At 72.9% G+C, this 14,165-nt stretch carries 10 protein-coding genes; 7 read left to right on the top strand and 3 right to left on the bottom strand.

Features of this window, described 5'->3' with window-relative positions:
• Nucleotides 1-827: 827 nt before the first annotated feature.
• Complete coding sequence (rpsT, locus tag ACZ4M8_RS03370; RefSeq protein WP_030283819.1) at nt 828-1,094, bottom strand: 30S ribosomal protein S20; 267 nt, start codon at nt 1,092-1,094, stop codon at nt 828-830.
• A 281-nt stretch (nt 1,095-1,375) separates the two neighbouring features.
• On the opposite strand from rpsT, the gene lepA reads away from it, so the two are divergent.
• The 5 genes from lepA (at nt 1,376) to ACZ4M8_RS03345 (ending at nt 10,110) form a co-directional block, all read left to right on the top strand.
• Nucleotides 1,376-3,244 carry a translation elongation factor 4 gene (gene lepA / locus ACZ4M8_RS03365; RefSeq protein ID WP_345084007.1) on the top strand — a complete coding sequence of 623 codons (1,869 nt, stop codon included), beginning with the start codon at nt 1,376-1,378 and terminating at the stop codon, nt 3,242-3,244.
• Between the two features lie 310 nt (nt 3,245-3,554).
• On the top strand, nt 3,555-5,444 hold the full coding sequence (locus tag ACZ4M8_RS03360; protein WP_467602954.1) for an AMP-dependent synthetase/ligase: 1,890 nt from the start codon (nt 3,555-3,557) through the stop codon (nt 5,442-5,444).
• 212 nt (nt 5,445-5,656) lie between these two features.
• The gene (locus ACZ4M8_RS03355) at nt 5,657-7,903 is read left to right on the top strand and encodes a SpoIIE family protein phosphatase (RefSeq protein WP_467602953.1); all 2,247 of its coding nucleotides are present in this window, start codon (nt 5,657-5,659) and stop codon (nt 7,901-7,903) included.
• A 289-nt stretch (nt 7,904-8,192) separates the two neighbouring features.
• Nucleotides 8,193-9,425 (top strand): radical SAM family heme chaperone HemW, encoded by a 1,233-nt coding sequence (gene hemW / locus ACZ4M8_RS03350; RefSeq protein WP_467602951.1) that lies wholly within the window; start codon nt 8,193-8,195, stop codon nt 9,423-9,425.
• A 79-nt stretch (nt 9,426-9,504) separates the two neighbouring features.
• Entirely contained in the window at nt 9,505-10,110 is a 606-nt protein-coding gene (locus ACZ4M8_RS03345; RefSeq protein ID WP_467603458.1) for a Uma2 family endonuclease, read from the top strand.
• Here ACZ4M8_RS03345 and ACZ4M8_RS03340 read toward each other — a convergent pair.
• Both ACZ4M8_RS03340 and ACZ4M8_RS03335 read right to left on the bottom strand, forming a co-directional pair.
• Complete coding sequence (locus ACZ4M8_RS03340) at nt 10,088-10,921, bottom strand: DUF3097 domain-containing protein (RefSeq protein WP_467602950.1); 834 nt, start codon at nt 10,919-10,921, stop codon at nt 10,088-10,090. The genes ACZ4M8_RS03345 and ACZ4M8_RS03340 overlap by 23 nt on opposite strands.
• Nucleotides 10,922-10,980: 59 nt before the next feature.
• A complete protein-coding gene (locus ACZ4M8_RS03335) occupies nt 10,981-11,715 on the bottom strand; it encodes an MBL fold metallo-hydrolase (protein WP_467602949.1) in 735 nt (244 codons plus the stop codon).
• Nucleotides 11,716-11,897: 182 nt separating this feature from the next.
• On the opposite strand from ACZ4M8_RS03335, the gene hrcA reads away from it, so the two are divergent.
• Both hrcA and dnaJ read left to right on the top strand, forming a co-directional pair.
• Entirely contained in the window at nt 11,898-12,914 is a 1,017-nt protein-coding gene (gene hrcA / locus ACZ4M8_RS03330; RefSeq protein WP_030283805.1) for a heat-inducible transcriptional repressor HrcA, read from the top strand.
• A complete protein-coding gene (gene dnaJ, locus ACZ4M8_RS03325; protein WP_391643679.1) occupies nt 12,915-14,054 on the top strand; it encodes a molecular chaperone DnaJ in 1,140 nt (379 codons plus the stop codon).
• Nucleotides 14,055-14,165 lie beyond the last annotated feature (111 nt).

Here is a 14,165-nt window from a genome sequence, read left to right as displayed (position 1 = left end):
CCGGGCCCGTACCTCACGCTTTGGCCGACCCGGGCCCTCACGCCCGCGGCTCTCCCGCGCCCCCGCCTGGCCGGCCGCGCCCCCGCCCGGCCGGCCGCGCGTAAAGAGCCCGGCACCCAGCCACCCGTGCCCCGCCCGGCTCAGCGCTCACCCCGGGCCCTGCGCCCGGCGGGCCCGTATCTCACCCCTTGCCCATGGCCGACCGGGCCCGTACCTCACGCTTTGGCCGACCCGGGCCCTCTCACGCCCGCGGCTCTCCCGCGCCCCCGCCCGGCCACCCGTGCCCGAAAGCCCGGCTCCGGCCTCACACCGACCGGCCGCGCCGGCCCCGGTACCCCCTCGGACCGCCCTCACCCCTTGGCCGGCTCGGGCCCCGGCCTGCCCCCGTCCCGTAGCCCGCGCCTGGCCCAGCACTCACCCCGAGCCCGGCCCCACGCCCATACGCCGACCCGCCCCGGCCCAGCCCCTGGCCGCCTCCAGCCGTTCAACCGGCCCACCCCGACGCTCCGCCCCCGAACCATGTAAGGCCGCGACCCCACGCGCCGCAGCATGCAACCGCTCGCGCCCCGCCTGCGCCCCACCCCACGCCCCCAACGAAAAACCCCGCCCGCCCTGGGGAAGGGCGAAGGCGGGGCTTTCCGTATGCGTGATGTGCCGACGTATCCGGCGGAGAGCCGGAGGGTCGGGGGCGCCGCACCCGCGTGGCGAACGCAGGCCGTGTGCGGCGCGGTGGTGCACCGGCGAGGAGCGGAGAGAGGGGCCGCTGGGTCCCCGACGGCGGGGTGGTGCAAAGAGAATCAGACGGCGGACCGTCCGACGGAGGTCGTTCAGCCCTTGAGGCCGGCGACCTTCTTGGCCAGCGCCGACTTCTTGTTGGCGGCGGCGTTCTTGTGGATGACACCCTTGCTGACGGCCTTGTCGAGCTTCTTGGCAGCCTCGGCCTGGGCGGTGGTGGCCTTCTGGAGGTCACCGGCCTCGACGGCCTCGCGGGTGCGACGGATCGCGGTCTTCAGAGTGGACTTGACAGCCTTGTTGCGCTGACGAGCCTTCTCGTTGGTCTTGATCCGCTTCATCTGGGACTTGATGTTCGCCACGAAAGAGCCTTTTCAGGTTCGTTGGAGTTTCGAGTTGCGCCACGCACTGAGAGGGCGCGAAGCGCAGTGGACCAGGCTACCAGCCGGCTCCTCGGCCACCCAATCCAGGCCGTTTCCGCCCGTACGGACCGTGTCCGGGGCGGTGGTGGAGCGCCCGGAACGGGCCGGGGCGCCGCTCATGGGACCATGGGGAGGACGTCACACCCGAGGGTGGTCTTGCGGATCATGGCGGGTCCGCCGGACGCACCCTGTTCCGCCTACCCGCCTTGAATGGACCCTGCGTGCCCGCGACCTCTACGAACGTGCCGGAGCCGAGCCGTACCGATCCGGCCCTCCTCCGTAACTTCTGCATCATCGCGCACATCGACCACGGCAAGTCGACGCTCGCCGACCGGATGCTCCAGATCACCGGTGTCGTCGACCAGCGGCAGATGCGCGCGCAGTACCTCGACCGCATGGACATCGAGCGCGAGCGCGGCATCACGATCAAGTCCCAGGCGGTGCGGCTCCCGTGGTCGCCGTCCGAGGGTGAGGAGGGGAGCGGTACCCACCACATCCTCAACATGATCGACACCCCGGGCCACGTCGACTTCACCTACGAGGTCTCCCGCTCGCTCGCCGCGTGCGAGGGCTGCATCCTCCTCGTCGACGCAGCCCAGGGGATCGAGGCGCAGACCCTCGCCAACCTCTACCTGGCGATGGAGAACGACCTCACGATCATCCCCGTTCTCAACAAGATCGACCTGCCCGCGGCCCAGCCCGAGAAGTTCGCCGCCGAGCTGGCGAACCTCGTCGGCTGCGAGCCGGAGGACGTGCTGCGGGTCTCCGCCAAGACCGGCGTCGGCGTGCCCGAGCTGCTGGACCGCGTGGTCCGCGACGTGCCCGCGCCGGTCGGCGTCAAGGACGCCCCCGCCCGCGCGATGATCTTCGACTCGGTCTACGACGCCTACCGCGGCGTCGTGACGTACGTGAAGGTCGTCGACGGCACCCTCACCAAGCGTGAGCGCATCCGGATGATGTCCACCGGCGCCGCCCACGAACTGCTGGAGATCGGCACCAACTCGCCGGAGATGACGGCCGCCGACGGCCTGTCCGTGGGCGAGGTGGGCTACCTGATCACCGGGGTGAAGGACGTCCGGCAGTCCAAGGTCGGTGACACGATCACCCAGCTCAACAACGGTGCGACCGAGGCGCTGGGCGGCTACAAGGACCCCAAGCCGATGGTGTTCTCGGGCCTGTACCCGCTCGACGGCTCGGACTACCCGGAGCTGCGCGAGGCGCTGGACAAGCTCCAGCTCAACGACGCGGCGCTGGTCTACGAGCCGGAGACCTCCGCGGCGCTCGGCTTCGGCTTCCGCGTCGGCTTCCTGGGCCTGCTGCACCTGGAGGTCATCCGCGAGCGCCTGGAGCGCGAGTTCAACCTGGCGCTGATCGCCACCGCCCCCAACGTCGTCTACCAGGTCGACATGGAGGACGGCGCGCACCACGAGGTCACCAACCCGAGCGAGTTCCCCACCGGAAAGATCGACAAGGTCCACGAGCCGGTCGTACGGGCCACGATCCTGGCGCCCAGCGAGTTCATCGGCGCGATCATGGAGCTGTGCCAGACCCGGCGCGGCACCCTCCTCGGCATGGACTACCTCTCCGAGGACCGCGTCGAGATCCGCTACACCCTCCCGCTCGCCGAGGTCGTCTTCGACTTCTTCGACCAGCTCAAGTCCAAGACCCGCGGCTACGCCTCGCTGGACTACGAGCCCACCGGCGAGCAGGTCGCCGACCTCGTCAAGGTCGACATCCTGCTGCACGGCGACAAGGTCGACGCGTTCTCCGCCATCTGCCACAAGGACAAGGCGTACGCGTACGGCGTCCGGCTCGTCGGCAAGCTGCGGGAGCTGATCCCGCGGCAGGGCTTCGAGGTGCCGATCCAGGCGGCGATCGGCAGCCGGGTCATCGCCCGTGAGACGGTCCGCGCCATCCGCAAGGACGTCCTCGCCAAGTGCTACGGCGGTGACATCTCCCGTAAGCGGAAGCTGCTGGAGAAGCAGAAGGAAGGCAAGAAGCGGATGAAGATGGTCGGCAGCGTGGAGGTGCCGCAGGAGGCGTTCATCGCGGTGCTCTCCTCGGACTCCGACGGCGACAAGAAGAAGTAGCGGCGACACGAAGAAGCAGCGCTGCGCGCCCGCCTCCCGGAAGGGTGCGGGCGCGTACCGGACAGGGCGCCGGCCCCGCGAGGCCGGCGCCCTTCGGCGTATCCGGGGGAGGGAGGACGTCCCGGACGGCGGGTTTGCGGGGGAAATGCCGTGGATGCGGCGAGGGCGCATCTGCGCGTACGGCGTACGGATCACTTCGTGAACCAGTCGGCCGCAGACCCTTACATGGCGGCGGAACGGGGCCTACTCTGATCCCTGCTCAAAGGTTACTCGCGAGTCACCAGCAATGAAGCGGGCCCCGGAGGATGCCGTGACGGACACCCACACGCTGATCGACAACCGCCCGCCTTCGGTGGCGAGCCTCTTCCTGGAGCGGGTCGCGGCGACGCCCGACGCGGAGGCGTTCCGCCACCCCGTCCCGCCCGCCTCGGGCTCGGGCCCCGATGACTGGAAGTCGCTCACCTGGCACGAGGCCGCGCAGCGGGTGTACGCCACGGCGGCCGGTCTGATGGCGCTGGGGGTCCGCCCCGAGGAGCGGGTGGCGCTGGCTTCGGCGACCCGCGTCGAGTGGATCCTCGCCGACCTCGGCGTGCTCTGTTCCGGCGCCGCCACCACCACCGTCTACCCGAGCACCAACGCCGAGGAGACCGCCTACATCCTGGCCGACTCCGGCAGCCGGGTGCTGATCGCGGAGGACGCCGCCCAGCTCGCCAAGGTCCGCGAGCGCCGCGCCGACCTGCCCGAGCTGGCCCATGTCGTCGTCATCGAGGAGGCCGACGCCCGGCCGGACGAGGGCGACCCGGAGGGCTGGGTGCTCTCCCTCGCCGATCTGGAGAAGCGGGGCGCCGCCTACCTGGAGGCACACCCGGACTGTGTCACCGAACGCGTCGCCGCCCTCCGCGCCGACCAGCTCGCCACGCTCATCTACACCTCCGGCACCACCGGCCGTCCCAAGGGCGTCCGGCTGGCGCACGACTGCTGGTCGTACATGGCCCGCGCGATCCAGGCCACCGGCATGGTCACCGCGGACGATGTGCAGTACCTCTGGCTGCCGCTCGCCCACGTCTTCGGCAAGGTGCTCACCGCCGGGCAGATCTCGGTCGGCCATGTCATCGCCGTGGACGGCCGGGTCGACAAGATCATCGAGAATCTGCCGGTGGTCCGGCCGACCTACATGGCGGCCGTCCCGCGCATCTTCGAGAAGGTCTACAACGGCGTCGCCGCCAAGGCGCGGGAGGGCGGCGCCGCCAAGTACAAGATCTTCCAGTGGGCGGCGGAGGTGGCCCGCGAGTACGCCAAGGTCTCCCAGGACAACTTCCGGCGCACCGGAAACGCCTCCGTCCCCTTCGCGCTCGCCGCCAAGCACAAGGTCGCCGACACCCTCGTCTTCGCCAAGCTGCGCGCGGCGTTCGGCGGCCGACTGCGCGCCGCCGTCTCCGGCTCCGCCGCCCTCGCCCCGGAGATCGGCTACTTCTTCGCCGGCGCCGGTATCCACATCCTGGAGGGGTACGGCCTGACGGAGTCCAGCGCCGCCAGCTTCGTCAACCCGGGCGAGGCGTACCGCACCGGCACGGTCGGCAAGCCGCTGCCCGGTACCGAGGTGCGGATCGCCGAGGACGGCGAGATCCTGCTGCGCGGCCCCGGCATCATGCAGGGCTACCACGGCCTGGACGCGCAGACCGCCGAGGTCCTCGAATCCGACGGATGGTTCCACACCGGCGACATCGGGGAGCTGTCGGCCGACGGCTACCTGCGGCTCACCGACCGCAAGAAGGACCTGATCAAGACGTCCGGCGGCAAGTACATCGCCCCGGCGGAGGTCGAGGGCCGCTTCAAGGCGGTCTGCCCGTTCATCTCCAACATCCTGGTGCACGGCGCGAACCGGAACTTCTGCACCGCGCTCATCGCCCTCGACGAGCCGACGCTGCTCGCCTGGGCCGCCGACCACGGCATGTCCGACCGCCCGTACGCCGAGGTCGTCGCCGACTCCCGGACCCGCGATCTGATCGACGGCTACGTGGAGCAGGTCAACGCAGACCTCCAGCGCTGGCAGCAGATCCGCAAGTTCCGCCTGCTCCCGCGTGACCTGGACATCGAGCACGGCGAGGTCACCCCCAGCCTCAAGGTCAAGCGCCCGGTCGTCGAGCGCTCCTTCAAGGACCTGCTGGACGAGATGTACGCGGGCTCGCGGGAGGCGTGAGGGCGCCCGTACGGGCGGGCGGCGGGGCGGTGCGCGCCCCCTCGGCCGTCCGGTGACGGATCCGCCCGCACGCCCGTAGCCTGCGCTTCCCGGCCGGTCGCCCACCGCCCGCGCGCCGTTCGGCGATGACACGGTGTCGTCCCCCGCGCTCGGTCTGTCACCCTGTCCGTGCGGCACGCGGCGGACGGCCGTGCCGCGCGGGAGGTGCGGGGATGACGACGACTGCGTTACCGGCGGAGGCCGAAGCCACGGATGCGGCGGGTACGGCGGGGGCGGCCCGTTCCCTCGCGCTGCCCGGTACGGCGCGGGCGGCGGCCGACGCCCGCCGCTTCGTCCGCGCCACGCTCGCCGACTGGGCCGCCCACCGGCCACCGGGCGCGGAACTGCTGGACGCCCGGCTGACGGACGAAGCGGTGCTGCTGGTCAGCGAGTTGGTGACCAACGCCGTGGTGCACGCGGGCACCGACGTGGACATCCGCTGCCGGCTCGACGCCGACGGGCCCGGCGGGCTGCTCGTCGAGGTCTGTGACCGCCACCCCACCCGGCCGGTGTGCGGACCGCACCACGGTGAGCTGCCCGGCGGCGCGGGCCACGGCCTGCAACTGGTCGGCGCGGTCGCCGCCTCCTGGGGCATCACCTACGGCCGCGCCACCAAAGCCGTCTGGTTCCGCCTGGCGACCGCCGCCCCGGCCCCCGGCGACCGTACGCCCGGCCACGTACCGGCCGCCCGCACCGCCCCGGACGACGCCCCGGTGGCGTACCGCGGCGCGGGCCACCCGGACGGCCCGGCCCTCTCCGGAGCCGAGGACGCCCACCGCCCGGCGCCCGCGGACCCCGGCGGCGTCCGCCCGGATCCCGGGGCCCCGGCGGACGCCCGTCCCGCCGCCGGATACGCCGACGCCGCCTACGGGGCGGGCAGCTACAGCGACACCTCCTACGGGTACGCCGCGCCGGACGGCGACCCCTCGGGTGCGGCGGCCGACTGGCTCACGCACGGCGCGCCGACCTTCCTCGCCGAGGCGTCCGACCTGCTCTCCGGCCCGCTCGACGCCGACCGCATCGCCTCACTCGCCGCCCAGCTCGCGGTGCCCCGGCTCGCCGACTGGTGTGCGGTCTGGCTCTACGACGGCGAGGCGGGCGGCCCGGCGCCGGGCGCGCCCGGCGGCGACGAACCGCCGCGCCTCGCCCACGTCTGGCACTCCCGCGAGCACCTCATCGACCCGCTGCGGCTGGCCCTGGAGAAGGCCCCGCCGCCGGGGGCGCCTTCGCGGTCCCGCGCCACCGACGGCTCGGCCGTCCCCTGGGCGTGGCCGGAGGGCGCGGACGAGACCGGTACGCCCGGGGACGCGGACGGCACCGGCGTACCCGAGGAGCCGCCCGATCCGGACGCCGCTGCGGGGCCCGACGGTCCCGGAAAACCGCCCGCGGACGGTGCGGCGAGCCCCGGCGCCGCCCTCGCCTGTCCGCTGATCAGCGGCGGTCTGCGGCTGGGCACGGTGCTGCTGGGCCGGGCCGGGCTGCCACGCTTCCCGGACGCGGCGGTCGGCCTCTCCGAGGACCTGTGCCGCCGGGTCGCCCGCGCCGTCGCCACGGCCCGCGCGTACAGCAGGCAGGAGCGGATCAGCCGGGTCCTCCAGCGGCGGCTGCTGCCGCACGGCCGGGCGCGGGTCCCGGGCGTCGCCTCCGCGGTGGTCTACGAACCGCGCGCCGGCGCCTGGGCGGGCGGCGACTTCTGGGACCTCTTCGACGCGGGCGACGGCCGCTGGTGCTTCGCCCTCGGCGACGTCTGCGGCAGCGGCCCGGAGGCCGCGGCGGTCACCGGTCTGGCCCGGCCGGTGCTGCGGCTGCTGGCCCGTGACGGCTTCGGGGTCGGCGCGGTCCTGGACCGGCTCAACGAGACCATGGCCCGCGAGGCCGCCGACTCCGTCGCCGCGGTGGCCGCCGCCGTCGCCGCCGAGGCCGGTGTGCAGTCCTCCGTCGGCCTGCGCGACGAGGGCGAACAGGCCCGCTTCCTGTCCCTGCTCTACGGCGAGATCGTGCCGCACCCGGACGGCTCCGGCGGCGTCCGCTGCACCCTCGCCAGCGCCGGCCACCCACTGCCGCTGGTGCTCGGCACCGACGGCACGGTCCGGGTCGTCGCCGCGCCGCAGATGCTGCTGGGCGTGGTCGGCGACGCCACGTACGAGAGCGAGGTGTTCGATCTCGCGCCCGGCGAGACGCTGCTCTGCGTCACCGACGGCGTCACCGAACGCCGCTCGGGCCGCAACCAGTTCGATGACGACGACGGTCTGGCCCGTACTCTCGCCGCCTGCACGGGCCTGCCCGCGACCGATGTGGCCGAACACATCCGCCGCGCCGTCCACGGCTTCTCCCCGACCCCGCCCGACGACGACCTCGCCCTCCTCGTCCTCCAGGCCCTCCCGAAGGGACAGCGGGAGGAGGACGACCCGGCGCCGTGACGGGGCGGGAGCGCGCGGACCGGACCGGACCGGACCGCTGACGGGCCCGGCGCCCGGCCCCTCCCGGCCGCGGAACGAGCCCCGGCCCGGCCTCGGCCGCACGGGCCCGCGTCCCCTGCGCACCGGCTGCGGGGCGCGGGAGCCGCCGGACACGCGGTCCAGCGGCAGCGCCCCCTGCGGCCCGCCCGCGCGCCCGCGCCGTGACGTGCCCGCGGCCCGCCGCCCCCGGCCCGGTGCCCGCGGAACGGCCCGGCCCGGGAACCTCCCCGGATGACGGACAATGGTCCCCATGCCTTCCGCACTGCCCGATGGGGAGCCGATGCCCGGGGACGGGGCCCTGCCCGCCGCCGCGCTGACCGGCGCCGCCGGCCGCCCGCTCGGTTTCTACCTGCACGTCCCGTACTGCGCGACCCGCTGCGGCTACTGCGACTTCAACACCTACACCGCGAGCGAACTGCGCGGCCCCGGCGGCGCCCTCGCCTCCCGGGAGACCTACGCCGACCACCTCGTCTCGGAGATCCGGCTCGCCCGCAAGGTGCTCGGCGACGACCCGCGGCAGGTCGATACGGTCTTCGTCGGCGGCGGCACCCCGACCCTGCTGCCCGCCGCCGACCTCGGCCGGATGCTCGCCGCCATCCGCGACGAGTTCGGGCTCGCCCCGGACGCCGAGATCACCACCGAGGCCAACCCGGAGACCGTCGACCCGCGCTATCTCGACGGACTGCGCGAGGGCGGCTTCAACCGGATCTCCTTCGGCATGCAGAGCGCCCGCCCGCACGTCCTGAAGATCCTCGACCGCACCCACACCCCCGGCCGCCCCGAAGCCTGCGTCGCCGAGGCCCGCGCCGCCGGGTTCGCACACGTCAACCTCGACCTGATCTACGGCACCCCGGGCGAGAGCGACGACGACTGGCGCGCCAGCCTGGACGCCGCCCTCGGCGCCGGGCCCGACCACGTCTCCGCGTACGCCCTGATCGTCGAGGAGGGCACCCAGCTCGCCCGCCGCATCCGCCGCGGCGAGGTGGCGATGACCGACGACGATGTGCACGCCGACCGCTACCTCATCGCCGACGAACGCCTCGCCGCCGCCGGTTTCCGCTGGTACGAGGTCTCCAACTGGGCCACCACCGACGCCGCCCGCTGCCGGCACAACGAGCTGTACTGGACCGGCGCCGACTGGTGGGGCGCGGGCCCCGGCGCCCACAGCCACGTCGGCGGCGTCCGCTGGTGGAACGTCAAGCACCCCGGCGCCTACGCCCAGGCCCTGACCGAGGGCCGCTCCCCGGGCGCCGGCCGCGAACTCCTCGCCGACGAGGACCGCCGCGTCGAACGCATCCTCCTCGAACTCCGCCTCGCCGACGGCTGCCCCCTGGACCTCCTCGCCCCCGCGGGCACCCGCGCCGCCGCCCGCGCACTCGCCGACGGCCTCCTGGAAGCGGCCCCGTACGAGGCCGGCCGCGCCGTCCTGACACTCCGCGGACGCCTGCTGGCTGACGCGGTGGTGCGGGATCTGGTGGACTGATTACCGAAAGAGTGAACCGCTGCGGGCGCTCTGCGCCCCCGTCCCGCTCTCCCTACGCTTGCGGCAAAGACGCGGCGTGATGTGGAGGGCCACGGAGATGACCGCTGTGGATGAACGACCGGTGACCGACGTTGCCGAGATCTTCGCGAACCTGGAGGTTCCCGAGGGTTTCAAGGCGGAACTTCTGTGGGGGGACATTGTGATGATGGCCGGGCCTGACTGGGTCCACAACGACATCATCGAAGAGGTGATGGACCAGATTCCCCGGGCCAGGTGGCATCGCAAGCAGACTCAGGACATCGCGATCCCCAAGGAGTCCAGCGAGCCGCAGCCCGACCTCGTCGTGCTGGAGCGCGGAGCCTTCGAGGGCCCCGGCCGTCTGGCCCCTGTGGAGGCGGTGACGCTGCTGGTCGAGGTCGTGTCCCGGAGCAGCGTCGACCGGGACTACGGCGACAAGCGCGCGCTCTACGCGGCGGGCGGGGTCCCGTACTACTTGATCATCGACCCGATGGAGGCCCACTGCATGCTGCTCAGCAAGCCGGCGGGCAGCGGCCCGGATGCCGACTACGACGCCGAGGCGATCACGAAATTCGGACTTCCCGTGTCGTTGGAAGCACTCGGCATCGAGCTGGACACCAAGGATTTCCGCACCCTCCCGCCTCTCAGGAAGCACCGCCGACCGTGACGAAGTCGATCAGTTCCTCGACCCGGCCCAGCAGCGCCGGTTCCACGTCCTTGTAGCTGCGGACGCCCGACAGGATCCGCTGCCAGGCGGCGCCGGTGTTCTCCGGCCAGCCCAGCGCCCGGCACACGCCCGTCTTCCAGTCCTGGCCGCGCGGCACCACCGGCCACGCGGCGATCCCCACCGACGACGGCTTCACCGCCTCCCACACGTCGATGTACGGATGGCCCACCACGCACACGTGCGGATCGCTCACCTCCGCCGCGATCCGGGACTCCTTCGAGCCGGGTACCAGATGGTCGACGAGGACGCCCAGGCGTGCGTCGGGTCCGGGGGAGAAGGCGCGGACGATCTCCGGGAGATCGTCGATGCCCTCCAGGTACTCCACGACGACGCCCTCGATGCGCAGGTCATCGCCCCACACCCGCTCGACCAGCTCCGCGTCGTGCCGCCCTTCCACGTAGATCCGCCCCGCGCGGGCGACCCGGGCGCGGGCGCCGGGCACCGCCAGCGAGCCGGACGCCGTCCGCGCCGGAGTGCTCGCCGCCGCACGCCCCCGGGGCCGTACGAGCGTGACGACCTCGCCCTCCAGCAGGAAGCCGCGCGGCTCCATGGGGAAGACGCGGTGCTTGCCGAAGCGGTCCTCCAGGGTGACCGTCGGCCCCTGCGCCGACTTCTCGCAGCGGATCACCGCCCCGCAGAACCCCGTGGTCACCTCCTCGACCACCAGATCCGTCTCCGCCTCGACCTCGGGCGCGGGCCGCTGCTTCTTCCAGGGCGGGGTGAGGTCGGCGCTGTACCGCTTGCTCTGCATGGTGTCGGGATGCCTGTTCTGTGACGGGTCGGGCCGGGGCGGGCGGGTACGGGGGTGGTTCAGACGGGCGGGGCGCCGAAGCGGGCGGCGAGCGCGTCCCGCTGGGCGCGGACGAACGCGGCGTCCACCACGGCGCCGTGCCCGGGGACGTACCGCGCGTCCTCGCCGCCCAGGGCCAGCAGCCGGTCCAAGGCGGCGGGCCACTGCCGTCCGAGGGCGTCGGGCCCGGCGGACGGGGCGCCGGACTCCTCGACGAGGTCGCCGCAGAAGACGGTTGCGGGCTCCGCGCCGCGCCCCGGGGCGAGCACCGCGAGGTCGTGCGCGGTGTGGCCGGGTCCGACGTCGGCGAGCAGCACCTGCCGGTCGCCGAGGTCGAGGGTCAGCTCGCCGTGTACGCCGTGGTGCGGCAGCACCAGGATGTCGGTGGCTTCGGTGGCCGCGTCCGGGTCGGCGCCGTGGCGCACCGCGTCCTCGCGCAGCGCCTCCTGTCCGCGGGCCATCAGCGCGGCGGCTCCGGCGGCGGCGAAGACCCGCACCCCGGCGAAGGCGGCGGTGCCCAGGACGTGGTCGAAGTGCGGATGGGTCAGCGCGATGTGGGTGACGTCACGGCCCAGCACCCGGCGGACGGCGAGCCGCAGGGCGACGCCGTCGCGGAGCGTGGCGCCGGTGTCGACGAGCAGCACGCCGCCGTTGCCCTCGACGACGCCCACGGTCTCGTCCCAGCCCGGCATCCGGCGGCGGGCGACGCCGTCGCCGAGCCGCTCCCACCCCGCCTCTTCCCAAGTCGTGCGCATGCCGAGACGCTATCGGTAGCGCGGTGGTGACGCCCGGCGGATCACGGGGCGTGGCCGGTGTCGCACGCGGGACCCTTGCCCTGCCGGTGCGCCCCGGCCGTACACTGGAGCGGTACTGGCACTCGGACCGGTGGAGTGCCAGGCGAGGGAGCCGCAGGACGGCGGGACTGGAGGTGTGCGCGGTGCTCAGTGAACGCAGGCTGGAGGTGCTGCGTGCCATCGTCCAGGACTACGTCGGCACGGAGGAGCCCGTCGGTTCGAAGGCGCTGACCGAGCGCCATCGGCTCGGTGTCTCCCCGGCCACGGTCCGTAACGACATGGCGGTCCTGGAGGAAGAGGGGTTCATCGCCCAGCCGCACACCAGCGCGGGCCGGATCCCCACCGACAAGGGCTACCGCCTCTTCGTCGACAAGCTCGCCGGCGTCAAGCCGCTCTCCAGCCCCGAGCGCCGGGCGATCCAGAACTTCCTGGACGGCGCGGTCGACCTCGACGACGTCGTGGGCCGTACGGTCCGGCTGCTCGCGCAGCTGACCCGGCAGGTCGCGGTGGTGCAGTACCCGTCGCTGACGCGCTCCACCGTCCGCCACGTCGAACTGCTGGCGCTGGCCCCGGCGCGGCTGATGCTCGTACTGATCACCGACACCGGACGGGTCGAGCAGCGGTTGATCGACTGCCAGGGGCCGTTCGGCGAGGCGTCGTTGGCGGATCTGCGGGCCCGGCTCAACAGCCGGGTGGTGGGGCGCCGGTTCGCGGATGTGCCGCAATTGGTGCAGGATCTTCCGGACTCCTTCGAGCAGGAGGACCGCGGCACGGTCTCGACGGTGCTGTCGGTGCTGCTGGAGACGTTGGTGGAGGAGACCGAGGAGCGGTTGGTGATCGGCGGTACCGCCAATCTGACCCGCTTCGGGCACGACTTCCCGCTGACGATCCGGCCGGTGCTGGAGGCTCTTGAGGAGCACGTGGTGCTGCTCAAACTGCTCGGGGAGGCCAAGGACTCGGGCATGACCGTACGTATCGGGCATGAGAATGCCCATGAAGGACTTGCGTCCACGTCGGTGGTCGCGGTCGGCTACGGTTCGGGCGACGAGGCAGTCGCCAAACTCGGCGTGGTCGGACCGACCCGCATGGACTACCCCGGAACGATGGGAGCGGTACGCGCAGTGGCACGTTACGTCGGACAGATCCTGGCGGAGTCGTAAGTGGCCACGGACTATTACACGGTCCTCGGTGTCGGCCGCGACGCCTCGCAGGACCAGATCAAGAAGGCTTTCCGGCGGCTGGCGCGCGAGCTGCACCCGGATGTGAACCCGGATCCGAAGACCCAGGAGCGGTTCAAGGAGATCAACGCCGCTTACGAGGTGCTGTCGGACCCGCAGAAGAAGCAGGTCTACGACCTCGGCGGCGACCCGCTCTCGCAGGCGGGCGGCGGTGGCGGCGGAGCCGGTGGCTTCGGTGCCGGCTTCGGCAACTTCTCCGACATCATGGACGCGTTCTTCGGTGCCTCCTCGCAGCGCGGACCGCGCTCGCGGACCCGGCGCGGCCAGGACGCGATGATCCGTCTCGACGTCGAGCTGGACGAGGCGGCGTTCGGGACGACCAAGGAGATCCAGGTCGACACCGCCATCGTGTGCACCACGTGCACCGGTGAGGGCGCGGCCCCCGGCACCTCCGCGCAGACCTGTGACATGTGCCGCGGTCGCGGTGAGGTCTCGCAGGTCACGCGGTCCTTCCTCGGTCAGGTCATGACGTCGCGGCCGTGCCCGCAGTGTCAGGGCTTCGGCACGGTCGTGCCGACGCCGTGCCCGGAGTGCGCCGGTGACGGCCGCATCCGCTCGCGCCGCACGCTGACCGTCAAGATCCCGGCGGGTGTCGACAACGGCACCCGTATCCAGCTCGCGGGCGAGGGCGAGGTCGGCCCCGGTGGCGGTCCCGCCGGTGACCTCTACGTCGAGATCCACGAGCAGCCGCACCCCGTCTTCCAGCGGCGCGGCGACGATCTGCACTGCACGGTCACCATCCCGATGACGGCGGCGGCGCTGGGCACGAAGTGCCCGCTGGAGACGCTGGACGGGGTGGAGGAGATCGATGTCCGGCCCGGCACGCAGTCCGGCCAGTCGATCCCGCTGCACCAGCGCGGTGTGACCCATCTGCGGGGCAACGGCCGCGGCGATCTGATCGTCCACGTCGAGGTGCAGACCCCCTCCAAGCTCGACCCCGAGCAGGAGGAGCTGCTGCGCCGCCTGGCCAAGCTCCGCGGCGAGGAACGCCCGACGGGCCAGTTCCAGCCGGGGCAGCAGGGGCTGTTCTCGCGGTTGAAGGACGCGTTCAACGGGCGGTAGGCGTACCGGCCGGGGGTCCGGGGGTCGTCCTCCGGGGCGGCACCGTCAGCCCGGTCAGCAGGGGCTGTTCTCGCGGTTGAAGGATGCGTTCAACGGGCGGTAGGCCGTTGG

This window comes from Streptomyces sp. NPDC027185 (assembly GCF_055567035.1).
The sequence above is the reverse complement of the archived record's forward strand: the minus strand, read 5'-3'. Positions and strand labels throughout refer to the sequence as shown.